Genomic DNA, 22,214 nt, shown 5'->3' on the forward strand with positions numbered 1-22,214 from the left:
CCACCCTAGGACGGGCTCAGGCGCCGGCCGGCACCCAGTAGCGGCGCTTGTCGCCGCGGACGTCCTCGAGGACGCCGCCGTTCGCCTCGATGACCCGGGCCGAGCCGACGTTGTCGTCGTCGCACGTGACGAGCACCGGGTCGATGCCGAGCGCCGCCGCCTCGGGCAGGGCGAGCCGCAGGGCGGCGGTGGCGATGCCGCGCCGGCGGGCCGAGGGGCGCACCGAGTACCCGATGTGGCCGCCGACCTCGAGGAGGAACGGCGTGAGCCGGTGCCGGACGGACAGCGACCCGAGGTAGGTGTCCGGGTCGGCGTCGTCGACGACCCAGAAGAAGGTGCACGGCACGTGACCGGTGAGGCGGGGCGCGTCCTCGCGGGCCTGGTCGCGCCGCCGGGCCGCGAACCGCTCGAACCCCTCGGACGTCTCGAGCTCGGCCCGGGTGAAGGCGACGCCGGGGAAGCCGCCCTCGTCCGGCTCCTCGACCCACACCCCGTCGCCGTCCCGGTGCCCCTCGCCGATCGCGGCGAACTCGTCGTGGGCGGCGAGGTAGGACCGCTGCATCCGGGCGTCGGGGGTGGCGAGGACGATCATCCACCGACGGTAGCCGCGTGGGCCCCTGCGCGCGAACGGGTTACGCCCGTAGCCCCAGGAGCACCTCGTCGAGCATCGCCGGGGTGAGCCGGCCGGTGAAGGTGTTGTGCGGGCTCACGTGGTAGCACCCGACGAGCCTCACGGTCCGACCGTCCGGCCGGCCCAGGGCGACCTCCACGCCGTGGCCGAAGCGCGGCTTCGGGCGCGGGACGTCCCAGCCGAGCGCCCGCGCAGCGGCCAGCGTCGCGTCCCACCCGATCGCGCCGAGGCAGAGGATCGAGCGCAGCCGCGGCGCGGCCAGCTCGAGGTCACGCTGCAGCCAGGCCGAGCAGGTGGCCCGCTCGGTGGGGGTCGGCTTGTTCTCCGGCGGGGCGCAGCGCACCGCCGCGACGATGCGCAGCCCGGTGAGGGCCTGTCCGTCGCCGGCCGCGACCGAGGTCGGCTGCGCGGCGAACCCGGTGCGGTGCAACGCCGCCCAGAGGAAGTCGCCCGAGGAGTCGCCGGTGAACATCCGCCCGGTGCGGTTCGTGCCGTTGGCCGCGGGGGCCAGCCCGACGAGGAGGGCCGGCGCGTCCGGGTCGCCGAAGGACGGGCCGGGACGGCCCCAGTACGGCTGGTCGGCGAAGGAGGCCCGGCGTCCGGAGCGGGCGACGTCCTCGCGCCAGCGCACGAGGCGGGCACAGGCCCGGCACACCGAGATCCGCGCCTGGAGCTCGTCGACGGAGGAGGCCGTCGAGGCCAGCCGCCGGACCTGCGCGGCGGTGGTGGCCACCGGCGTGGTGTCGTCGGCCGGGTCGCCGGGCCAGCCCGCGCCCGGCGGTGCGGGGGAGGGGAGCGGCGTCCCGGTCACCGGATGGGGGTCGAGGCGCTCCATCCCGCGACTGTACGACCGGTCACCCCGGCGTGGCGCCCGCCGCCCGGGCGCCGACCTCGGGACGATGGGGCCGTGGCACGCGTGACGGTGGTCGGTGGAGGCGTCGTGGGGCTGACGTCGGCCCTGGGCCTCGCGGAGGCCGGGCACGACGTGCGGTGCGTCCGCGACGTGCCCGCGGCCGGCACCGTCTCGGCGGTCGCGGGCGGGCTCTGGTTCCCGTACCACGTCGAGCCACGCGACCGCGTCGTCGCGTGGGGCCTCGTGGCCCTCGAGCGCTTCACCGCCCTCGCGGACGACCCGACCGCCGGGGTGACCCTGCGCGAGGGGCTGCTCGTCGAGCGCGGCGGCCCCGACCGCTGGTGGACCGAGGGCGTCCGCACCTGGCGCGAGGCCACCCCCGACGAGCTGCCCGACGGCGCGACCTCCGGCGTCGTCGCCCGACTGCCGCTCGTGGCGATGCCGGTGCACCTCGACTGGCTCGAGAAGCGGTGCGTCGCCGCCGGGGTCGGGCTGGAGGTCGCCCGCGTCGACGACCTCGACGACCTCGAGGACGACGTCGTCGTGCTCGCCGGCGGCCTGCGCGCCCCCGAGCTGCTGCCCGGGCTGCACGTCACCGCCTCCCGCGGGCAGGTCGCGCTGCTGGCCAACCCCGGCATCGAGCGCTGGCTCGTCGACGACGACTTCGGGGGCGGCCTGACCTACGTGCTGCCGCACCCCGGGTGGGTGGTCTGCGGCGGCACCGACGTGCCGGACGCCTCCGACGAGCCGGACCCCGCGGTGCACGCGGCGATCGTGCAGCGGTGCCGCGCGGCCGTCCCGGCCCTCCGGGACGCCGAGGTGCTCGGGTCGCGGGTCGGCCTGCGCCCGGTCGCGCCCGCGGTCGACCTCCGGGTCCACGAGCGCCACGGACGGCCGGTGGTGACGAACGTCGGTCACGGCGGCGCGGGCGTCACCCTTTCCTGGGGCTGCGCCGCCGAGGTGGTCCGCCTCGTCGACCGCCTCGGCTGAGGGCGGCCGCCGAGCCCGGTTCAGGAGCCGGCGACGACCTCGGCGCTCGACATCCGCCGGCGGATCCACGGCACGAGCGCCCACATGACGGCGGCGACGGCCAGGGTCGCCACCCCGTTGACGACGTAGTACGCGGAGTCGCCGAGGCCGTCCATCGCCGTGATGAGCTGGGCCGCGAGCGCCTGCCCGGCGGCCGTCGCGAGGAACCACAGGGCCATCGCCTGGCTCGCGAAGGCGGTCGGGGCCAGGCGGGTCGTGGCGGACAGCCCGACGGGGGAGAGGAAGAGCTCGGCGACGGTCTGGAGGACGAAGACGCCGCCGAGGACGTACACGGGGGCGGTGTTGCCCTCGTAGGTGCCGAACGCCCACGCCATGGCGAACGCGGAGGCACCGATGAGCGTGACGCCGGTGGCGAACTTCGCCGGCGTCGAGGGGAAGCGCCCGGCCCGCCGCACCCAGAGCAGGGCGAAGAGCGGGGCGAGGGCGATGATGGCGAGCGGGTTGACCGACTGGAACCACTCGGGGTCGACCTCGAGGCCGCCGACCGAGGTCACCGTGCGCTCCTGCGCGAAGAGCGCCATCTTCCCGGCGGCCTGCTCGAAGATCATCCAGAAGAGGACCGCGCCCACCCACAGCGGCAGGTACGCGGCGAGGTGCGTCCGCTCGGTGGCCTCGACCTTCCGGCTCCGGAACATCACGACGAAGTACGCAACGGGCGTGCCGATGGCCAGCACCGAGATGGCGTCGACGACGGCGAGCAGCACGCTGTCGCGCCACGTCGACGCGAGGAGGACGAGCAGCGCCACGGCGACGACCCCGCCGGCGGCGACCAGCGGCAGGCGGCGCCGCTCGCGGTCGGCCAGCGGGTTGGGGACGTCGTCGCCCGCACCGCGCAGGGTGCGCCGGCCGAGGACGAACGCGACGAGGGCCAGACCCATCCCGACCGCGGCGGCCGAGAAGCCGGCGTGGTAGCCCCAGCGGTCGCGCAGGAAGGCGACGACGAGCGGGGAGAAGAGCGCGCCCAGGTTGATCGACATGTAGAAGATCGAGAAGCCGGCGTCGCGGCGGGCGTCGTCGGGAGCGTAGAGCCGGCCGACGATCGCCGAGATGTTCGGCTTGAGCAGGCCGGTCCCCAGCGCGACGAGGGCGATGCCCAGCCAGGCCGTCGCGCCTGCCGGCACCGACAGGGCGAGGTGCCCGGCCATGATGACCAGGCCGCCGTACAGCGTCGAGCGCCGGGCGCCGACGAGCCGGTCGGCGGCGTACCCGCCGAGCACCGAGAGCAGGTAGACGGCCGAGCCGTAGATCGCGACGACCGACGTGCCCGTCGCCTCGGCGATGCCGAGCCCGCCGTTCGCGGTGGTGTCGACGAGGAAGTAGAGCAGGATCGCGCGCATGCCGTAGTAGCTGAAGCGCTCCCACAGCTCGACGACGAAGAGGGTCGACAGCCCCGCGGGGTGGCCGAGGAAACCGCGGTCGGAGCGGCTCGGCGCGGCGGTGGGCGTGGACACGGACATCGGGGACCTTCCTGTGGGCAAACCCGTCGACCGTAGCCCGGGGCCCCCGTGACGACCGAATCGCCGAGGTCAGGCGTCCGGACCGGGCCGGCCCCGTGCCGCCTTGGTGTCGGCCCGCCGGCGCTTGGCGTCGAGCCGTCGCTCGACGGACCCGCGGGTCGGGCGGGTGGCCCGGCGGGGCGGCGGAGGCGGGGCCAGCGCGTCGCGCAGCAGGGCGGCCATCCGGTCGCGGGCGGCCACGCGGTTGCGTCGCTGTTGGCGGTGCTCGGAGGCGGCGACGACGAGCCGCCCGTCGACGAGCCGGGGTCCGACGGCCCGCAGGAGGCGACGGCGCTGGGCGTCGGTGAGCGGCAGCACGGCGACCTCGACCTCGAGCTCGACCCGGCTGTCGGCGGTGTTGACGCCCTGCCCGCCGGGGCCGGAGGACCGGGAGAACCGCTCGACGAGGTCGGAGGCGGGCACCGTGAACCCCTGCGGGACACCGGGTCCCGGCGGCACGACGAGGTCCATCAGGGCTTCCCGGTGTCGTCCTCGGGCTCGGGCGGCGTCTCCGCGCCCTCGGCCTCGTCGCGCTCGGCCCACTCGAGCAGCGGGGTGATGTCGAAGACGGCGTCGTCGATGCCGGCGTGCAGGTCGCCGAGCTCCGCGTAGCGGGCGGGCATCGTCGCGATGGTGAAGTCGTTCGGCTCGGCGTCGTCGACCTCGTCCCAGGTGATCGGGGCCGACACCGTGCCGATGTCGTTGCCGCGCACCGAGTACGCGGCGGCGATGGTGTGGTCGCGGGCGTTCTGGTTGTAGTCGACGAAGACGGCCGCGGGGTCGCGGTCCTTGCGCCACCAGGTGGTCGTGACGTCGTCGGGGAGCCGGCGCTCGACCTCGCGCGCGAAGGCCAGGGCGGCCCGGCGGACGTCGCCGAAGCCGTGGTCGGGGGCGATGCGGACGTAGACGTGCAGGCCGTGGCCGCCGCTCGTCTTCGGCCAGCCGACCGCCCCGAGCTCGTCGAGCACCTCGTGCGCGACGTGGGCCGCCCGGCGCACGCGGGAGAACGGCGCGTCGGGCATCGGGTCGAGGTCGATGCGCCACTCGTCGGGCTTCTCGGTGTCGGCGCGGCGGCTGTTCCACGGGTGGAACTCGACGGTGCTCATCTGGCAGGCCCACGCGACGTCGGCGAGCCGGGTGACGCACAGCTCGTCGGCGTGCAGGCCGTAGCGGGGGAAGTGCAGGCGGACCGTCTCGACCCACGGCGGGGCGCCCCGCGGCAGCCGCTTCTGGTGGACCTTCTGGCCGCCGGTCACGCCGTCGGGGAACCGGTGGAGCATGCACGGCCGCTCGCGCAGGGCGTTCACGATGCCGTCGCCGACCGAGAGGTAGTAGTTGACGAGGTCGAGCTTGGTCTCGCCGCGCGCGCCGAAGTACACGCGGTCGGGGCTGGAGACGCGCACGTCGAAGCCGTCGACGTCGAGGACGACCGGCTCCCCGAACTCACCCTTGCGCGAGGCCATGCCCCCACCGTAGGGGGACGGACCGACGGGCGGGTGCCGACCGACGGGAGGACCGGCTGGTAGATGGTATGGCCAACTAGTTGACATCCCGATCTAGTGGGCGCCACCATCGGTGCATGTCCCTCCCCGCGCCGCGCGCCGACCGCGAGAGCCAGTGGCTCAAGGGGGTCCTCGACCTCGCGGTCCTCGCCGCGCTCGCCCGGGAGGGGTCGGCGTACGGCTACGGCCTGCTGCGCTCGCTCGCGGATGCGGAGCTCGGCGGTCTCAAGGGCGGCACCGTCTACCCGGTGCTCGGTCGGCTCGAGGACGAGGGCCTCGTGCGCAGCGAGTGGGTCACCGGCGGGGCCGGGCCGCCGCGGCGCTACTTCTTCCTCACGGCCGGCGGCCGTGCGGCGCTCGACGAGGGGCGTGCGGGGTGGACGTCCTTCGCCGACCGGATGACGAGAGCACTGGAGGGTTGACATGGAGGGGATGAAGCCGCTGGAGCCGATGCACGTCGATGTCGGCGTCTACTGCAGGCTCCTGGCCCAGCAGCTGCGCCTGGCCGGGCTGCCGGAAGGGCGCGTGGTCGAGGTGGTGCACGACGTCCTCGACCACGTGCGGGCCACCGGTGAGGACCCGGTCGAGGCCTTCGGCCAGCCCGCCGACTATGCCGCCCGGTGGGTCGAACCCCCGACGGTGTGGGACGTCCTGCGACACCTCGCGGTGCAGGGTGTCGCGGCGTGCGCGATGTTCGGCGCGATGCCGGCCCTGGTGACCGGCGGGTCGTGGACGCGCGACGTGGGCGTCACGCTGGACGACGCGCTCGGGACGGTCCCGTTCGTCGTCGTCGTGGCCGTCCTGCCGTGGACCCTCGACCTCTGGTTGACCCGCCGGGCCGCCCGGTCGGCGGGCCGACGCAGTGCGGTCCCCGACTGGGTGGTCCGTGGAGCGGTCATCGTCGCGCTCATGGTCCTGTTCGGCTGGGGCATGAGCCTGCTGCCGGACCACGGGCCGGAGAGCCCCACCCTGCTCGACGCGCCGCGTTGGCTGTACGTCTCGGTCGGGGTGGCAGGAGCGTGCGTGCTCTTCCGGCAGGACAGGGGTCAGAGCAGCGGCCTTCCCGCCGCCCCCGGCCCTCGTCGCTCCCGGTGGTCACGACTGCGGCGCTTCCTCACCGACCCCGACTCGAACGCCCGGTCCTGAGGACGGGAGTAGAGGTCAGGAGGTGGAGAGCGCCGCCCCGATGCCGACGGCCAGGACGACCGCGACGAGCAGGCCGAGGAGGCTGAAGCGCTGCCACGGCGTCGGCGCGGGCAGCTCGCCGCCCTGGGCGGCGGCCATCGCCTGCTCGGGCGTGAGGTCGCGGTACGAGACGGCACCGTCCTCCTGCACGCGGGCCAGCGCGTAGCGCGCGCCCCAGGTGACGGTGAAGACGAAGAACAGGCTGAAGTACGCGAAGTTGACGAGCAGCGCCTCGGCGGCGTTGACCTGCCGGCTGCGGGACTTGCGTCCCCACCCCCAGATGAGCATGTGCGGTTCCTCCCCGGACGGAGGCCCGCGGGTGCGCGGGCCGGGCGTGACGCTAGCACCGCTCTGGGGCGGGACGGACCCCTTCCGGCCGGGGAGCACTCCCCGGGCCGGCCCCGGGGAGCATTGGACAAACCCTAGACACGGCACGTCGTCGGGTCCTATCCTCGGACCAGGCCCTCCGAGGGCGCGTCGACCACCCCCCTGCACCGGTCGCCCACCCGCGGAGGGCCACTCACTGCCCGCCGGGGCGTCGCACCCGGGACGTAGGGTGGACCCCGAGATGAGCACCCTCTTCGACGGCCTCGACTTCGGTACCGGCCAGCCCCCGCACGTCGACCCCGCCACCCACACGAGCGCCCACGCGGCCCTCGTCAACGCGGCGGGCATCCCGACGTGGGCGGAGGCAGCGGCGGAGGGCCGCGGCCCCGAGGGCGGGCCGGCCGCCGGCGCCCGGCCGGACACCGCCGAGCTCCTGGCGGGGCTGAACCCCCAGCAGCGCGAGGCGGTGCTCCACGAGGGCCCGCCGCTGCTCATCGTCGCCGGCGCCGGCTCGGGCAAGACCCGGGTCCTCACGGTCCGGATCGCCCACCTGCTCGCCGACCGGGGCGTCCAGCCCGGACAGGTGCTGGCCATCACCTTCACGAACAAGGCCGCCGCCGAGATGCGCGAGCGGGTCGCCGACCTCGTCGGCCCCCGCGCCAAGGCGATGTGGGTGATGACCTTCCACAGCGCCTGCGTGCGCATCCTGCGCCGCGAGGCCGACAAGGTCGGGCTGCGCTCGCAGTTCTCCATCTACGACGCCGCCGACAGCCAGCGGCTGATGGCGATGGTCCTGCGCGACATGGACCTCGACCCCAAGCGCTACAACCCCCGCGCCTTCGGGCACCAGGTGTCCAACCTCAAGAACGAGCTCGTCGACGAGGAGACCTTCGCGCGGCGGATCTCGGAGGAGGGCACCCACCAGGAGCAGGTGCTCAGCGAGGCCTACACCGAGTACCAGCGCCGGCTGCGGCAGGCCAACGCCATGGACTTCGACGACCTCATCATGACGACGGTCCACATGTTCCAGGCCTTCCCCGACGTCGCCGAGCACTACCGCCGCCGGTTCCGGCACGTCATGGTCGACGAGTACCAGGACACCAACCACGCCCAGTACCAGCTGGTCAAGGAGCTCGTGGGGTCCGACGACACCCGGACGGAGCACGGCGTCGAGCCGAGCGAGCTCGTCGTCGTCGGCGACGCCGACCAGTCCATCTACGCCTTCCGCGGCGCCACCATCCGCAACATCGAGGAGTTCGAGGAGGACTACCCGCAGGCGCGCACCATCCTCCTCGAGCAGAACTACCGGTCCACGCAGACCATCCTGCGGGCCGCGAACGCGGTCATCGCCCGCAACGAGGGGCGCCGGGCCAAGAACCTCTGGACCGACAGCGGCGACGGCTCGCGGATCGTCGGCTACGTCGCCGACAACGAGCACGACGAGGCCTCCTTCGTCGCCCGCTCCATCGACCGGCTCTCCGACGACCACGGGGTCCGTCCCGGCGACGTCGCCGTCTTCTACCGCACCAACGCGCAGTCGCGTGCCCTGGAGGAGGTCTTCGTCCGGGTCGGGTTGCCGTACAAGGTGGTCGGCGGCACGCGGTTCTACGAGCGGCGCGAAGTCAAGGATGCGCTCGCCTACCTGCGGGTGCTGTCCAACCCCACCGACACCGTCAACCTCCGCCGCATCCTCAACGTCCCCAAGCGCGGCATCGGCGACCGCGCCGAGGCCTGCGTCGCCGCGCTCGCCGACCGCGAGCGCATCCCGTTCGTCGCCGCGCTCGGCCGGGCCGAGGACGCCCCCGGCATCGCCACCCGGTCGGTGGCCGCCATCGCCGGGTTCACCGCCATCCTCGAGGACCTCGGGAAGGTCCGCGACGACGAGGAGGCCGGCGTCTCCGACCTCCTCGAGGCGATCCTCGACCGCAGCGGCTACCTCGCCGAGCTCCGCGACAGCCGCGACCCCCAGGACGAGACGCGCGTCGAGAACCTCGCCGAGCTCGTCGCCGTGGCCCGCGAGTTCGACGACGCCCGCCGCGAGACCGGCGAGGTCATCAGCCTCGAGGACTTCCTCGAGCAGGTCTCGCTCGTCGCCGACGCCGACGAGATCCCCGAGAACGACGAGGCCGAGGAGCAGGGCGTCGTCACCCTGATGACCCTCCACACCGCCAAGGGCCTCGAGTTCCCCGTCGTCTTCCTCACCGGGATGGAGGACGGCACGTTCCCCCACCTGCGCAGCCTCGGCGACGCCAAGGAGCTCGAGGAGGAGCGGCGGCTGGCCTACGTCGGCATCACCCGGGCCCGCGAGCGGCTGCACCTGTCCCGGGCGGCGGTCCGATCCGCGTGGGGCTCACCGCAGTACAACCCGCCGTCCCGCTTCCTCGACGAGATCCCCGCCGACCTCGTCGAGTGGGAGCGCGAGCTCTCGGGGGCCGCGGCGGTCGGCCGGCGCGACCAGCGCCCGGCCGTCGCCACGCTCGCCGCGCGTCCCGGGGTCCGCTCGCCCGGCAACCGCCCGATCATCCAGCTCTCGCCCGGCGACCGGGTCACGCACGACACCTACGGCCTCGGCTCGGTCGTCCGGACGATGGGCGAGGGCGACAAGACCCAGGCCGAGGTCGACTTCGGCGGCGAGCTCGGGGTCAAGCGGTTCGTCCTGCGCTTCGCGCCGCTCGAGAAGATCTGACCCGGGGACGACGCGACCCCGGCCGGTGGCCGGGGTCGGGACGTCGTGCGGGTGCGCCCGGAGGCGCGGGCCTCACCAGAGGCCGTGGTTCTTCAGCCAGGGCACGGGGTCGAGGGGGGTGTCGGCCGTCGTCTCCTTCTGCACCTCGAAGTGCAGGTGCGAGCCGAAGGAGTGGCCGGTGTTGCCGACGAGGCCGACCTGGTCGCCCGGCATCACCGAGTCGCCGGTCTGGATGTCGATGCGGCTCATGTGGCCGTACCAGATGACGCTGCCGTCCCAGTACTGGATGGCGACCTTGTTGCCGAAGGAGTTCTCCCAGCCGGCCTTGATGACCGTGCCCTTGGACATCGCGTAGAGCGGGGTGCCCGTGGGAGCGGCGAGGTCGATGCCGTCGTGGGTCTTGCCCCAGCGCCAGCCGTAGCCCGAGGTGATGTTCCAGATGTGGATCGGGCGGACCCACTTCTTCGCGCGCTTGGCGGCCTCGGCCTTGGCCTTGGCCTCGGCGACGGCCTTGCGCTTCGCGGCGCGGGCGGCGCGGTCCTGGGCCTCGACACGGCCGCGGAAGGCGGCGGACTGGATGGAGGCGGCCTGGCGGCGCTCGGCGATGTCGGTGGCGGCCTGCTCGGCGGCGGACTCCTGCGTGCGGGCCATCGCGGTCTGCTGACCGGTGAGGTCGAAGCTCTGCGGTGCCGACTCGGCGACGGTGGCCCCGGTGGCCGTGACCACGAGCACGCCCGCGGCGGCCGTCGGCAGGACGAAGCCGGAGCTGAGGGCTCGGGGGAGACGCGCACGACGCTGCTGGACGCGGTGGCGTCCGGCGTAGTGGCGCCCGGTGTAGTTCCGGGAACTCACGACGGGCTGGACCTCGGGGGGTGGCGGGCAGGGGACCTGGCGGGGCCGGTACACCGTACCGTGACCATTCCGTGACACAAACCCGGGGGCCGGCCGCCTCGGCCCCCGCGACCCGACCTCGCTGACCCGGACCCCGCTGACCTGCGGAAACACCGGAACCCCGGCGGAATTCCTCCTGAAGATTTCCTCAGGAACGTCCCACTCCGTGGATGCCGGACGGCCTGCCGTCAGTCCCGGCGCGACAACGGTGTCACCCCGCGGCGCACCGTGGCGCCGTCCGCGTCGAGCTGGGTGAGCGCGGCCGAGATGCCGTGCACGACCTCGCCGAGCATCGGCAGCGTGAGGTGGCCGGCGCCGTGGAGGCGCACGGTCCGGGCGGACAGGTCGGGGTGGCGCAGGGCCGCCGATCGCTGTGGGACGACGGCGATGTCGCTGTCGGACCAGTAGGCGACGAACCGGGTGCGGCAGCCGCGCACGGGGCGGGCCAGCTCGCGCATCAGGCCGCTGCCCGGACGCATCTGCCGCATCAGCCGGGTCGGCACCGCGTAGGCCGCCCAGGTCCCCTCGTGGGGGGTCCCGAGGGTGACGAGGGTGTGCACGCGGACGTCGCCGCCGAGGCGGGTCACGTAGTAGCGGGCGATGAGGCCGCCGAGGCTGTGCCCGATGACGTGGATCCGCTCGAAGCCGGTCTGCTGGCACACCGCCTCGACCTCCTCGGCCAGCCGCAGCGCGGCCGTGCGCACATCGGTGGCGACCGTCGCGTAGTTCATCGCGAAGACGTTCGAGAAGCCGCGACGGGTGAGGCCGCGGCGCAGCACGGTGAAGATCGAGCGGTTGCTGACGATGCCGTGGACCAGGAGGATCGGCGTCCCCGCGGCCTCGACGTCGGACACGAGCATCCCGCGCTGCACCGGCGGCAGGTGCTCGAGGCGGTAGGCCGGCTCGGTGCGGGTGCGACCCCCGTGGACCAGGCCCAGCGGCCACGTCGCGACGTGCGCCCCGAGCCAGACCGCCTCGACCGCGGCACCGGCCAGCACGGCGGGGTCGACGAGGGCGCGGGCCGCGCGCACCGCGCCCCGGGGCAGCGTCGACACCGACGACGGGACGACGGTGCTCCCGCGCCGGACCTCGCGGTGCTCCTGCGGGGCGGTGCTCATGGCGCGGCCCACTGTAGGTCCGCGGCCCTCTCCCCGGAAGGGACCGTCCGATGGTCAAGGTCACGTCCGTCGGCGGTAAAGAGTTCCGGCGTCCGGGTCAAAACTTCGCAAGAAGTCTTGTCGCGGTCGGTGATCGAGGGCCACGTTTCCCCTCGTGCCCGGATCCGGGCGTGACCCCCTGAAGGAGAAAACCGACCGTGAGACGACTCACCCCAGGCCTCGCCATCGGCGCGGCGCTCGCGACCATCGTCGTCGGCGTCCCCGCCGCGACGGCTGTCGGCACCACCCCTGCCACGGCACTTCCTGCCGCCTCCTCCCCGGGCCCGGACCACGCGGCCCTCGGTCTCGCCTCCGACGAGAAGCTCGTCGCCCGCTCGGTCCTCACCGACCGCGACGGCACCCAGCACGTCCGCTACGACCGCACGTGGAAGGGCCTGCGCGTCCTCGGCGGCGACCTCGTCGTCGAGAAGAGCAAGGCCGGCGCGGTGGAGTCGGTGCGGTACAACGCGAACCGCAAGGATGTCTCGGCCCCCTCGACGACCCCGAAGGTCGCGAAGTCCTCGGCCGTCGCGGCCGGCGCCGAGCGCTCCCGGGCCACCGGCGAGAAGAGCCAGGGCGAGCTCGTCGTCTGGGCCGGCTCGGGCAGCCCGCGCCTCGCCTACGACGTCGTGACGACCGGGGTCAAGGCCGACCAGACCCCGAGCCGCCTGCACACCGTCGTCGACGCGAGCTCCGGCGCCGTCATCAGCAGCTGGGACGAGATCGTCAACGGCACCGGCAACTCGATGTACTCCGGCACCGTCACGCTCAACACGACCCAGAGCGGCTCGACCTGGCAGCTCAAGGACAGCATCGGCAACTACACGACCGACCTCAACGGGTCGACGAGCTCGACCGCGGCGGGCACGCTCTTCACCGACGCCGACAACGTCTGGGGCACCGGGGCCGCGAGCAGCCGGCAGACCGCCGGGGTCGACGCGCAGTACGGCGCCGAGAAGACCTACGCCTACTACAACACCCAGCTCGGCCGCGCCGGCATCTGGAACAACGGCACCGGCGCCCGCAGCCGCGTCCACTACGGCAACGCGTACGTCAACGCCTTCTGGGACGGCACCCAGATGACGTACGGCGACGGCAGCGGCAACACCCACCCGCTGACGAGCATCGACGTCGCCGCGCACGAGATGAGCCACGGCGTCACCGAGAACACCGCGGGCCTGGCCTACACCGGCGACGCGGGCGGCCTCAACGAGGCGACCTCGGACATCTTCGGCACCGCCGTCGAGTTCTACGCGAACTCCGCGGCCGACCCCGGTGACTACCTCATCGGCGAGAAGATCAACATCAACGGCAACGGCACCCCGCTGCGCTACATGGACAAGCCGTCCAAGGACGGTGCGAGCCAGGACTGCTGGACCACCGGGACGAAGAACCTCGACCCGCACTACTCCTCGGGCCCGCTGAACCACTGGTTCTACCTGGCCTCCGAGGGCAGCGGCGCCAAGACGGTCAACGGGGTCTCGTACAACAGCCCGACGTGCAACGGCTCGACCGTCACCGGCGCGGGCCGGACCAACATCGAGAAGGTCTGGTACCGCACGCTGTCGACGAAGCTCACCTCGACGAGCAACTACGCGGCGGCCCGTGAGGGGGCCATCGCCTCGGCCAAGGAGCTCTTCCCGAGCAACGCGGCCGTGTGCACCGCCGTCGAGAGCGCGTTCTCGGCGATCTCGGTCCCGGTCGGCGCCCAGTCGTGCGGCGGGGGCACCACCCCGCCGCCCACCGGCGGCAACATCCTCCAGAACGCCGGCTTCGAGTCCGGCGCGACGGTCTGGACCGGCACCGCCGGCCCGGTCACGAACAACACCGGCCGCCCGGCGCGGACCGGCAGCTGGAAGATGTGGCTCGGCGGCAACGGCTCGGCCGGCACCGAGACCGAGCAGCAGACGGTGACCATCCCGGCCACCGCCACCTCGGCGACGCTGTCCTTCTGGGTGCGCATCGACACCTCGGAGTCGGGCACGACCGCCTACGACACGATGCGCCCGCAGGTCGTCGTCGGCGGCACGACCACGACGCTGGCGACGTACAGCAACGCCAACGCCAACGGGTCGTACGTGCAGAAGTCCTTCAACCTCATCGCCTACAAGGGCAAGGCGGTGACGGTGAAGTTCACCGCCACCGAGGACTCCTCGCTCCAGACGTCGTTCGTCGTCGACGACACGGCGCTGACCGTCGGCTGACCCGACCCCGTCCGACGGTGGGCCGGCACGCGACCGCGTGCCGGCCCACCGCCGGTGTCCGGGGTCCCGAGGGGGCCGTTCGGATGGTGTCCGGGCCGGGCGGCCCCGTCGCCAGCGCGCGTTTACGGAGCCGCCCCAAAAAAGCGCACACCCGTTCGCCTGCGCGCGTTTCCGGAGCCGCCCTATCATCGCGCTCACCCGAACACGAGGAGCTCACCCATGCCCCGCCGACTGCTGGCCGGTTCCGCCCTGGTCGCCACCATGACCGCGGGCGTCGTCGCCGCCGCACCCGCGACCGCCGTCCCGACCCCGACGCCCGCCGCGGGCCAGTACCGCGAGGCCACCGCGCGGGTCGCCGCGGCCCGCGCCGACGAGGGCCGTCGCACCACGCCGACGGCCCGCGCCCTCGGCCTCCCGGCGGGGGAGGCCCTCACCGTGCGCAGCGTCGTCCTCGACCCGGACGGGACCCGGCACGTGCGGTACGACCGCACCTCCGGCGGGCTGCGCGTGGTCGGGGGCGACCTCGTCGTCACGAAGGCCGCCGACGGACGGGTCCGCGACAAGCACCTCGCGACCACCCGTCCGCTCGCCGTCGCCTCCCGCACCCCGAAGGTCACGGCCGCCGCGGCCCGCGCCACGGCCGGCCGGTCCGCCGGCTACCGGCCGACCTCGTCGGCCGCCGCGCTCGTCGTGTACGCCGCGGGCTCGAGCAACCGGCTGGCCTGGGAGGTCACGACCGAGGGCGTGCGGTCCACGGGCACCCCGAGCCGCCTGCGCACCTACGTCGACGCCCGCACCGGCGCCGTGCTCGACCGCGCCGAGGCGATCCACGAGGGCACCGGCAACACGCAGTACTCCGGCGTCGTCACCCTCAACACCGTCACCGGCGGCGCGGGCTTCCGCCTCCGTGACTCCGTGGGCAACTACACGACCGACATGTTCGGCCTGACGTCCGGCACCGGCACCGAGTTCACCGGGGCCGACGACATCTGGGGCACGGGGTCGGTGAGCGCCCGTGACACCGCCGCCGCCGACGCCCAGTGGGGCGCCCAGCAGACCTACGCCTACTACCAGTCCGTGCACAACCGGGCCGGCATCTGGAACACCGGCGTCGGCGCCCGCAGCCGGGTGCACTTCGCGAGCGGCTACGTCAACGCCTTCTGGGACGGCACCCAGATGACCTACGGCGACGGCCGGGGCAACACCCACCCGCTGACGAGCATCGACGTCGCGGGCCACGAGATGAGCCACGGCGTCACCGAGAACACCGCCGGGCTCAGCTACCGCGGGGAGTCCGGTGGCCTCAACGAGGCGACCTCGGACATCTTCGGTGCCGCGGTCGAGTTCTACGCGAGCAACCCGTCCGACCCGGGCGACTACCTCATCGGCGAGAAGATCGACATCAACGGCAACGGCACCCCGCTGCGCTACATGGACGACCCGAGCCGCGACGGGCAGAGCCCGGGGTGCTGGAGCCGCAGCATCGGGCGCATGGACGTCCACTACTCCTCGGGGCCGCTGAACCACTGGTACTACCTCGTCTCCGAGGGCAGCGGCACCAAGACCGTCGGCGGTGTCACGTACACGAGCCCCACGTGCGACGGGTCGTCGATGACCGGTGTCGGCCACCTCGTCGCCGAGCGTGTCTGGTACCGCACGCTGACGACCAAGCTCACCTCGTCGAGCAACTACGGCGCGGCCCGCAACGGGGCGATCGCCTCGGCCAAGGAGCTCTACGGCAAGAACAGCGCCCAGTGCGTCGCCGTCGAGAAGGCCTTCAACGCCATCGCGGCGCCCAAGGGGAACCAGACCTGCGCCAACTGAGCAGCCACACCCGGTGACGGGCCGGCGCGCCACGGGCGCGCCGGCCCGTTCGTCGTCCCGAGGGCCCTCGACCCCCGCCCGCGGGCGGGCCGTCCGTCGCGCCACCCGACCGCTGGGGGTGAGATTGCCCCCATCGGCCGCCTCCGGTGCGAACCTGTCGGCGGTGCGCCGTTACAGTGCCCTGCGGACCACCCTTCGCCGACAGTGAGGACGGATCGCCTCGTGGACCTCTTCGAGTACCAGGCCCGTGACATGTTCGAGAAGCACGGTGTGCCCGTGCTCGCCGGGGCCGTCGCGACGACGCCCGAGGAGGCGAAGGAGGCCGCCGAGCGCATCGGCACCGCGAGCGGCGGGGTCACCGTCGTCAAGGCCCAGGTGAAGACCGGAGGGCGCGGCAAGGCCGGCGGCGTCAAGGTCGCGAAGACCGCGGACGAGGCCTTCGAGCACGCCTCCGCCATCCTCGGCATGGACATCAAGGGTCACACCGTCCACCGCGTGATGATCGCCCAGGGCGCCCGGATCGCCGAGGAGTACTACTTCTCCATCCTCCTCGACCGCGCGAACCGCACCTACCTCGCGATGTGCAGCAAGGAGGGCGGGATGGAGATCGAGCAGCTCGCCGTCGAGCGCCCCGAGGCCCTCGCCCGCATCGCCGTCGACCCCAACGTCGGCATCGACGACGCCAAGGCCCGCGAGATCGTCGAGGCCGCGGGCTTCGACGCCGACACCGCCGCGAAGATCGAGCCGGTCCTCACGACCCTCTGGACGGTCTACCGCGAGGAGGACGCCACGCTCGTCGAGGTCAACCCCCTCGTGAAGACCGAGGACGGTGAGATCGTCGCCCTCGACGGCAAGGTGTCGCTCGACGCCAACGCCGGCTTCCGCCACCCCGACCACGAGGCCCTCGAGGACTCCGGCGAGACCGACCCGCTCGAGGCCGCGGCCAAGGAGAAGGACCTCAACTACGTCAAGCTCGACGGTTCGGTCGGCATCATCGGCAACGGCGCCGGGCTCGTCATGAGCACCCTCGACGTCGTCGCCTACGCCGGTGAGGTGTTCGGCGGCCAGAAGCCGGCCAACTTCCTCGACATCGGTGGCGGCGCCAGCGCCGAGGTGATGGCCAACGGGCTGCACATCATCCTGTCCGACCCGCAGGTGAAGTCGGTGTTCGTCAACGTCTTCGGCGGCATCACCGCGTGCGACGCCGTCGCGAACGGCATCGTCGGCGCGCTCGACGCCCTCGGCGACGAGGAGGACCGCGCGCTCGTCGTCCGGCTCGACGGCAACAACGTCGAGGAGGGCCGCCGCATCCTCGCCGAGCGCAACCACCCGCGCGTCATCATCGAGGAGACGATGGACGGCGCCGCGCGCAAGGCTGCCGAGCTGGCCTCCCAGAACTGACCCCGAGCGCTAGAGAAGAGAGACACGACACCCATGGCCATCTTCCTCACCGCCGACTCGAAGGTCATCGTCCAGGGCATGACCGGCTCCGAGGGCATGAAGCACACGCAGCGGATGCTGCGCTCCGGCACCGCCGTCGTCGGCGGCGTCAACCCGCGCAAGGCCGGCACCGACGTCGAGTTCGAGGGCGGCGTCTCCGTCCCCGTGTTCGGCACCGTCGCCGAGGCGATGGAGCGGACGGGCGCCGACGTCAGCGTCGCGTTCGTCCCCGCCGCCTTCACCAAGGCCGCCGCCGTCGAGGCGATCGACGCGGGCATCCCGCTGCTCGTCGTCATCACCGAGGGCGTCGCCGTCAAGGACACCGCGGAGTTCTACAACTACGCCGCCGAGAAGGGCGGCACCCGCATCATCGGGCCCAACTGCCCGGGCCTCATCAGCCCCGGCGCCGCGAACGCCGGGATCATCCCCGCCGACATCTCCGGCCCGGGCCGCATCGGCCTGGTCTCGAAGTCCGGCACGCTGACCTACCAGATGATGTACGAGCTGCGGGACTTCGGCTTCTCGTCCGCGGTCGGCATCGGCGGCGACCCCGTCATCGGGACGACGCACATCGACTGCCTCGAGGCCTTCGAGAACGACCCCGACACCGACGCCATCGTCATGATCGGCGAGATCGGCGGCGACGCCGAGGAGCGCGCGGCGGCCTACATCAAGGAGCACGTCACGAAGCCGGTCGTCGGCTACGTCGCGGGCTTCACCGCCCCCGAGGGCAAGACGATGGGCCACGCGGGCGCCATCGTCTCCGGATCGTCCGGCACCGCGCAGGCGAAGAAGGAGGCCCTCGAGGCCGCCGGCGTCAAGGTCGGGAAGACGCCGTCCGAGACCGCCCAGCTGATGCGCGAGATCATGGAGTCGCGCTCCTCCTGACGGCGCGGCTCCGGCGGCGCGGGGACCGGCTGTCGCACACTGGTCGCGATGACCGTCACCGATCGCCTGCGCTCCGCCCTGCCCGGGTCCGCGGACCCCGAGGTCGAGGGGGGCTCGCCGTGGGGCCCCGGGTGGCGCCGCTCCGGGCTCATCGGCGTCGCGACCGGGCTGGTCTCGGCCCTCGTCGTCCTCGGGCCCGTGCTCCTCGCGTGGGGCTCGGACCCGCGCTCGAGCGCCGGGGGCGGTGACGCCGTCGCCGTCGGTGCCTCGCTCTGGCTCCTCGTCGGCGGTGCGCACCTCGTGGCCGGCGCGGCCACCGTCTCGCTCGTCCCGCTGCTCGGGCTCGCCGTGCTCGTCGTCCTCGCGCGGTACGGGGCTCGCGAGGCCATGGTCCGCGTGAGCACCGAGGGCGGTCACTGGGCCGGGCTGCTGCCGCGGCCGCTCGCGGCGGCCGCCGGTGCGTGGTGGGCGGGGTACGCACTCGTCGTCGGGGTCGGCTGGGTCCTCGCGGCGCGAGGGCCGATGCCTCCCCACCCGTGGAGCGTCGTCCTCCCGCTGCTCGTCGTGCCGCTGCTCGGCCTCGGCATCGCCCTGCATGCCGTCGGGCGCGACGACCCGGACGTGCTCGGCCCCCGGGTCGTCCCCGTGCTGCCGGACGTCGTCGCCCGCGGCGTCGGCCCCGGGGTCGCCGGCGCCGGGCTGCTCGTCGGCCTCGGCGCCCTCGTCGTCGTCGTGGCCGTCGTCGTGTCGTGGCCGCAGGTCGCCGCGGTGCAGGCCGGGCTCGCGCCCGACGGCACCGGCTCGGCCGTGCTGCTCGGCGCCCAGCTCGCCGGGCTGCCGAACCTCGCGACCTGGGTCGTCTCGTTCGTCGCCGGTCCGGGCTTCTCGGTCGTCGACGGCGCCGGCATCTCGTGGGACGGCGCCGAGAGCGGTCTGCTGCCGATGGTCCCGGTCCTCGGCGCGCTGCCGCAGCCCGGGCACTTCCCCGGGGTGGTCGGGGTCGTCTGCGTCCTCCTGCTCGTCGCGGCCGGCGCGTGGGTGGGGCGGCGGGCGGTCGCCACCGTCGCCCGGCTCTCGCGGCTGCGCACCAAGCTCGTCGTGGCCACCTCCGCGTGTGCGACGACGGCGGTCGTCCTCGGCCTGCTCGACCTCGTCGGTGGCGGCTCGCTCGGCCAGTTCCGCCTCTCGAGCATCGGCGCACCGGCCACCGAGCTCACCCTCGTGCTCTTCGCCGAGCTGCTCGTCGGAGCGGTCGGCTACGTCCTGCGCGACGCGTGGCGGCTGCGCCGGTGAGCGACGCGCCGCTGCGGCTCGCCGTGCTCGTGTCCGGCTCGGGCACCAACCTCCAGGCCCTCCTCGACGCCGACGCACCTCCCTTCGAGGTCGTCGTCGTCGGCGCCGACCGTGACGGCACCGGCGGGGTGGAGCGCGCGGGGGCGCGGGGCATCCCGACCTTCGTCTGCCGGGTCCCGGACTTCGACACCCGCGAGGACTGGGACGCCGCGCTGGCCCGCCTCCTCGCCGAGCACGGGCCGGACCTCGTCGTGTCCGCCGGGTTCATGAAGGTGCTCGGGCCGGAGGTGCTCGACACCCTGCGGGTCGTCAACACCCACCCGGCGCTGCTCCCGAGCTTCCCCGGTGCGCACGGGGTCCGTGACGCGCTGGCGCACGGGGTCCGCGTCACGGGGTGCACCTGCCACTGGGTCGATGCCGGGGTCGACACCGGCCCGATCATCGACCAGCGCGCGGTGCGGGTCGAGGACGACGACGACGTCGTGTCGCTGCACGAGCGGATCAAGGTGCAGGAGAGGGCGATGCTCGTCGAGGTGCTCTCACGGCTCGCGGCGGACCGCTCGTGGCGCTGACCCCCGCCGAGCTGTCCCCCGCGGCACTGGAGTTCCTCCGCGAGCGGCACCTCGCCACGTTCACCACCCTGCGTCGCGACGGGAGCCCGCACGTGGTGCCCGTCGGCTTCACGTGGGACGAGGACGCCCTCGTCGCGCGGGTCATCGCGAGCCGGGGGAGCGCGAAGGTGGTGCAGGCCCGGGCCGGCCGGCGGGCCGCCCTGGCGCAGGTCGACCGGCGGCGGTGGCTCTCGCTCGAGGGGACGACGCGGGTGCTCGAGGACGCCGGCTCCGTCCGCGACGCGGAGGAGCGCTACGCCGTGCGGTACCGGCAGCCCCGGCCGAACCCGGAGCGGGTGGTCGTCGTGCTCGAGGTCGACCGCGTGCTCGGCGCCTCGTGGCCGGACCCGCTGCCGCCGTCGCCGTACGGCGGCTGACGGTCCGGAGGTGTGTTTGGCCCGGCACGGCGGGCGTCGGTACCCTCGTCGCAGACGACTGGCGCGGGTGGTGCACCACCGGGAAGTCACGTGTCGGGGCATCGCCCGCCTGGGTGCCCCGAGGAGTGACCGACCCGACCCCGAGGAGTTCCTTCCATGGCCACCGTCTCCGCCCCCGGACCGTCGCAGGACGTCCGCCCCGTCCGCCGCGCGCTCGTCTCCGTCTACGACAAGACCGGCCTGGACGAGCTCGTCCGCGGCCTCCACGACGCCGGCGTCGCCCTCGTCTCGACCGGCGGGAGCGCCGCGCTCATCGAGTCGCTCGGCCTGCCGGTCACCCGTGTCGAGGAGCTCACCGGCTTCCCCGAGTGCCTCGAGGGCCGCGTGAAGACCCTCCACCCGATGGTCCACGCCGGCCTGCTCGCCGACACCCGCAAGCCCGACCACCTCGCCCAGCTGGCCGACCTCGGCGTCGAGGCCTTCGAGCTGGTCGTCGTCAACCTCTACCCGTTCGCCGCGACCGTCGCCTCCGGTGCGGGCCCCGACGAGGTCGTCGAGCAGATCGACATCGGCGGCCCGTCGATGGTGCGCGCCGCGGCGAAGAACCACCCGAGCGTCGCGGTCGTCACCGACCCGGCGACCTACGGCGCCGTCCTCGACGCCGTGCGCGCCGGCGGCTTCACCCTCGAGCAGCGCAAGCGCCTGGCGGCCGAGGCCTTCGTCCACACCGCGACCTACGACGTGCACGTCGCGTCGTGGATGGGCAACGCCTACGTCGACACGAGCGACGGCTCGGGCTTCCCCGCGTGGATGGGCGCGACGTGGACCAAGTCGGCAACGCTGCGCTACGGCGAGAACCCGCACCAGCGGGCTGCCCTGTACACCAACGGTTTCCAGCCGACGCCCGCGCTCGCGCAGGCGACCCAGCTGCACGGCAAGGAGATGTCGTACAACAACTACCTCGACGCCGACGCCGCCGTGCGCGCCGCGTACGACCAGGGCGACCAGCCGACCGTGGCCGTCATCAAGCACGCCAACCCCTGCGGCATCGCGGTCGGCACCGACGTCGCCGACGCGCACCGGAAGGCGCACGCGTGCGATCCCGTGTCGGCGTTCGGCGGGATCATCGCCACGAACCGTCCGGTGACCGCCGAGATGGCCCGCACGGTCGCCGACATCTTCACCGAGGTCGTCGTGGCCCCCGGGTTCGAGCCCGAGGCGCTCGAGGTGCTGACGGCCAAGAAGAACATCCGGCTGCTCGAGTGCCCGGCACCGGTGCGCGGCGGCGCCGAGGTGCGCCCGGTGTCCGGCGGTCTGCTCGTGCAGCAGCGCGACACGGTCGAGGCGGTCGTCACGTCCGAGGAGGGGTCGGTCACCGGTGGCGACGACGCCGCGCACTGGCGGCTCGTGGCCGGTGAGGCCGCGGACGGCGCGACGCTCGCCGACCTGCAGTTCGCCTGGCGCGCGGTGCGGGCCGTGAAGTCCAACGCCATCCTGCTCGCGGCCGACGGCGGCTCGGTGGGCATCGGGATGGGCCAGGTCAATCGGGTCGACTCCTGTCACCTCGCGGTGTCCCGCGCGGGCGAGGAGCGGGCGCGCGGTGCGGTCGCCGCGTCGGACGCGTTCTTCCCGTTCGCCGACGGGCTCGAGGTGCTGCTCGACGCCGGGGTGCGCGCGGTCGTGGCGCCGGGTGGGTCGGTGCGCGACGCCGAGGTCGTCGAGGCGGCGCAGGCCGCGGGCGTGACGCTCTACTTCACGGGCACGCGGCACTTCGCGCACTGAGGTCGTCCGGCCCACCC

At 73.7% G+C, this 22,214-nt stretch carries 20 protein-coding genes and 1 riboswitch; of the genes, 12 read left to right on the forward strand and 8 right to left on the reverse strand.

Annotated features, from left to right (window positions below; all coding sequences use genetic code 11):
• Positions 1 to 16: 16 nt before the first annotated feature.
• Both JQN70_RS16540 and JQN70_RS16545 read right to left on the reverse strand, forming a co-directional pair.
• Positions 17 to 592 carry a GNAT family N-acetyltransferase gene (locus tag JQN70_RS16540; RefSeq protein ID WP_204132477.1) on the reverse strand — a complete coding sequence of 192 codons (576 nt, stop codon included), beginning with the start codon at positions 590 to 592 and terminating at the stop codon, positions 17 to 19.
• 40 nt (positions 593 to 632) lie between these two features.
• Positions 633 to 1,466, reverse strand: coding sequence for a uracil-DNA glycosylase (locus JQN70_RS16545; RefSeq protein ID WP_204132478.1), 834 nt, complete (start codon positions 1,464 to 1,466; stop codon positions 633 to 635).
• 72 nt (positions 1,467 to 1,538) lie between these two features.
• On the opposite strand from JQN70_RS16545, the gene JQN70_RS16550 reads away from it, so the two are divergent.
• The gene (locus tag JQN70_RS16550; RefSeq protein ID WP_204132479.1) at positions 1,539 to 2,474 is read left to right on the forward strand and encodes an FAD-dependent oxidoreductase; all 936 of its coding nucleotides are present in this window, start codon (positions 1,539 to 1,541) and stop codon (positions 2,472 to 2,474) included.
• 20 nt (positions 2,475 to 2,494) lie between these two features.
• Here the strand turns inward: JQN70_RS16550 and JQN70_RS16555 are convergent, their stop codons facing one another.
• The 3 genes from JQN70_RS16555 to ligD all read right to left on the reverse strand — a co-directional run bounded on the left by JQN70_RS16555 (position 2,495) and on the right by ligD (position 5,493).
• Positions 2,495 to 3,991 carry a peptide MFS transporter gene (locus JQN70_RS16555; protein ID WP_204132480.1) on the reverse strand — a complete coding sequence of 499 codons (1,497 nt, stop codon included), beginning with the start codon at positions 3,989 to 3,991 and terminating at the stop codon, positions 2,495 to 2,497.
• Positions 3,992 to 4,060: 69 nt separating this feature from the next.
• On the reverse strand, positions 4,061 to 4,501 hold the full coding sequence (gene arfB, locus JQN70_RS16560) for an alternative ribosome rescue aminoacyl-tRNA hydrolase ArfB (protein WP_434063752.1): 441 nt from the start codon (positions 4,499 to 4,501) through the stop codon (positions 4,061 to 4,063).
• Positions 4,501 to 5,493, reverse strand: coding sequence for a non-homologous end-joining DNA ligase (ligD, locus tag JQN70_RS16565; protein WP_204132481.1), 993 nt, complete (start codon positions 5,491 to 5,493; stop codon positions 4,501 to 4,503). Before ligD ends, arfB begins: the two co-directional genes overlap by 1 nt.
• Before the next feature lie 116 nt (positions 5,494 to 5,609).
• Between ligD and JQN70_RS16570 the strand changes: the two genes are divergently transcribed.
• Together JQN70_RS16570 and JQN70_RS16575 are read left to right on the forward strand one after the other, a co-directional pair.
• Positions 5,610 to 5,954, forward strand: coding sequence for a PadR family transcriptional regulator (locus tag JQN70_RS16570; protein ID WP_204132482.1), 345 nt, complete (start codon positions 5,610 to 5,612; stop codon positions 5,952 to 5,954).
• 1 nt (position 5,955) lies between these two features.
• Positions 5,956 to 6,678 carry a hypothetical protein gene (locus tag JQN70_RS16575; protein ID WP_204132483.1) on the forward strand — a complete coding sequence of 241 codons (723 nt, stop codon included), beginning with the start codon at positions 5,956 to 5,958 and terminating at the stop codon, positions 6,676 to 6,678.
• Between the two features lie 15 nt (positions 6,679 to 6,693).
• Here the strand turns inward: JQN70_RS16575 and JQN70_RS16580 are convergent, their stop codons facing one another.
• Positions 6,694 to 7,005 (reverse strand): hypothetical protein, encoded by a 312-nt coding sequence (locus JQN70_RS16580; protein WP_204132484.1) that lies wholly within the window; start codon positions 7,003 to 7,005, stop codon positions 6,694 to 6,696.
• A 280-nt stretch (positions 7,006 to 7,285) separates the two neighbouring features.
• Here JQN70_RS16580 and pcrA point away from each other — a divergent pair, with 280 nt between their 5' ends.
• On the forward strand, positions 7,286 to 9,730 hold the full coding sequence (gene pcrA, locus JQN70_RS16585; RefSeq protein WP_204132485.1) for a DNA helicase PcrA: 2,445 nt from the start codon (positions 7,286 to 7,288) through the stop codon (positions 9,728 to 9,730).
• Between the two features lie 72 nt (positions 9,731 to 9,802).
• On the opposite strand, the gene JQN70_RS20620 is transcribed toward pcrA, so the two are convergent.
• Positions 9,803 to 10,582, reverse strand: a complete 780-nt coding sequence (locus tag JQN70_RS20620) for a M23 family metallopeptidase (RefSeq protein ID WP_204132486.1) — start codon at positions 10,580 to 10,582, stop codon at positions 9,803 to 9,805.
• A 227-nt stretch (positions 10,583 to 10,809) separates the two neighbouring features.
• Complete coding sequence (locus JQN70_RS16595) at positions 10,810 to 11,739, reverse strand: esterase/lipase family protein (RefSeq protein WP_204132487.1); 930 nt, start codon at positions 11,737 to 11,739, stop codon at positions 10,810 to 10,812.
• Between the two features lie 197 nt (positions 11,740 to 11,936).
• Between JQN70_RS16595 and JQN70_RS21070 the strand changes: the two genes are divergently transcribed.
• From JQN70_RS21070 to purH, 8 genes are all read left to right on the forward strand, one after another.
• Entirely contained in the window at positions 11,937 to 13,982 is a 2,046-nt protein-coding gene (locus JQN70_RS21070) for a M4 family metallopeptidase (protein WP_204132488.1), read from the forward strand.
• A gap of 219 nt (positions 13,983 to 14,201) precedes the next feature.
• Positions 14,202 to 15,806, forward strand: coding sequence for a M4 family metallopeptidase (locus tag JQN70_RS16605; protein WP_204132489.1), 1,605 nt, complete (start codon positions 14,202 to 14,204; stop codon positions 15,804 to 15,806).
• A 222-nt stretch (positions 15,807 to 16,028) separates the two neighbouring features.
• Positions 16,029 to 17,207, forward strand: a complete 1,179-nt coding sequence (gene sucC / locus JQN70_RS16610) for an ADP-forming succinate--CoA ligase subunit beta (protein WP_204132490.1) — start codon at positions 16,029 to 16,031, stop codon at positions 17,205 to 17,207.
• Between the two features lie 33 nt (positions 17,208 to 17,240).
• Positions 17,241 to 18,134, forward strand: coding sequence for a succinate--CoA ligase subunit alpha (gene sucD / locus JQN70_RS16615; protein WP_204132491.1), 894 nt, complete (start codon positions 17,241 to 17,243; stop codon positions 18,132 to 18,134).
• Between the two features lie 48 nt (positions 18,135 to 18,182).
• Positions 18,183 to 19,427: a cell division protein PerM gene (locus tag JQN70_RS16620; protein ID WP_204132492.1), complete on the forward strand. Its 1,245-nt coding sequence runs from the start codon at positions 18,183 to 18,185 to the stop codon at positions 19,425 to 19,427.
• Positions 19,424 to 19,999 carry a phosphoribosylglycinamide formyltransferase gene (gene purN / locus JQN70_RS16625; RefSeq protein ID WP_307836043.1) on the forward strand — a complete coding sequence of 192 codons (576 nt, stop codon included), beginning with the start codon at positions 19,424 to 19,426 and terminating at the stop codon, positions 19,997 to 19,999. The genes JQN70_RS16620 and purN overlap by 4 nt, the downstream gene beginning before the upstream one ends.
• Positions 19,990 to 20,415 carry a TIGR03618 family F420-dependent PPOX class oxidoreductase gene (locus JQN70_RS16630; protein WP_204132494.1) on the forward strand — a complete coding sequence of 142 codons (426 nt, stop codon included), beginning with the start codon at positions 19,990 to 19,992 and terminating at the stop codon, positions 20,413 to 20,415. Before purN ends, JQN70_RS16630 begins: the two co-directional genes overlap by 10 nt.
• Before the next feature lie 44 nt (positions 20,416 to 20,459).
• Positions 20,460 to 20,537, forward strand: a riboswitch (ZMP/ZTP riboswitch).
• Between the two features lie 34 nt (positions 20,538 to 20,571).
• Complete coding sequence (gene purH, locus JQN70_RS16635; protein WP_204132495.1) at positions 20,572 to 22,197, forward strand: bifunctional phosphoribosylaminoimidazolecarboxamide formyltransferase/IMP cyclohydrolase; 1,626 nt, start codon at positions 20,572 to 20,574, stop codon at positions 22,195 to 22,197.
• Positions 22,198 to 22,214 lie beyond the last annotated feature (17 nt).

The organism is Phycicoccus sonneratiae (assembly GCF_016887965.1).
GTDB lineage: Bacteria > Actinomycetota > Actinomycetes > Actinomycetales > Dermatophilaceae > Phycicoccus > Phycicoccus sonneratiae.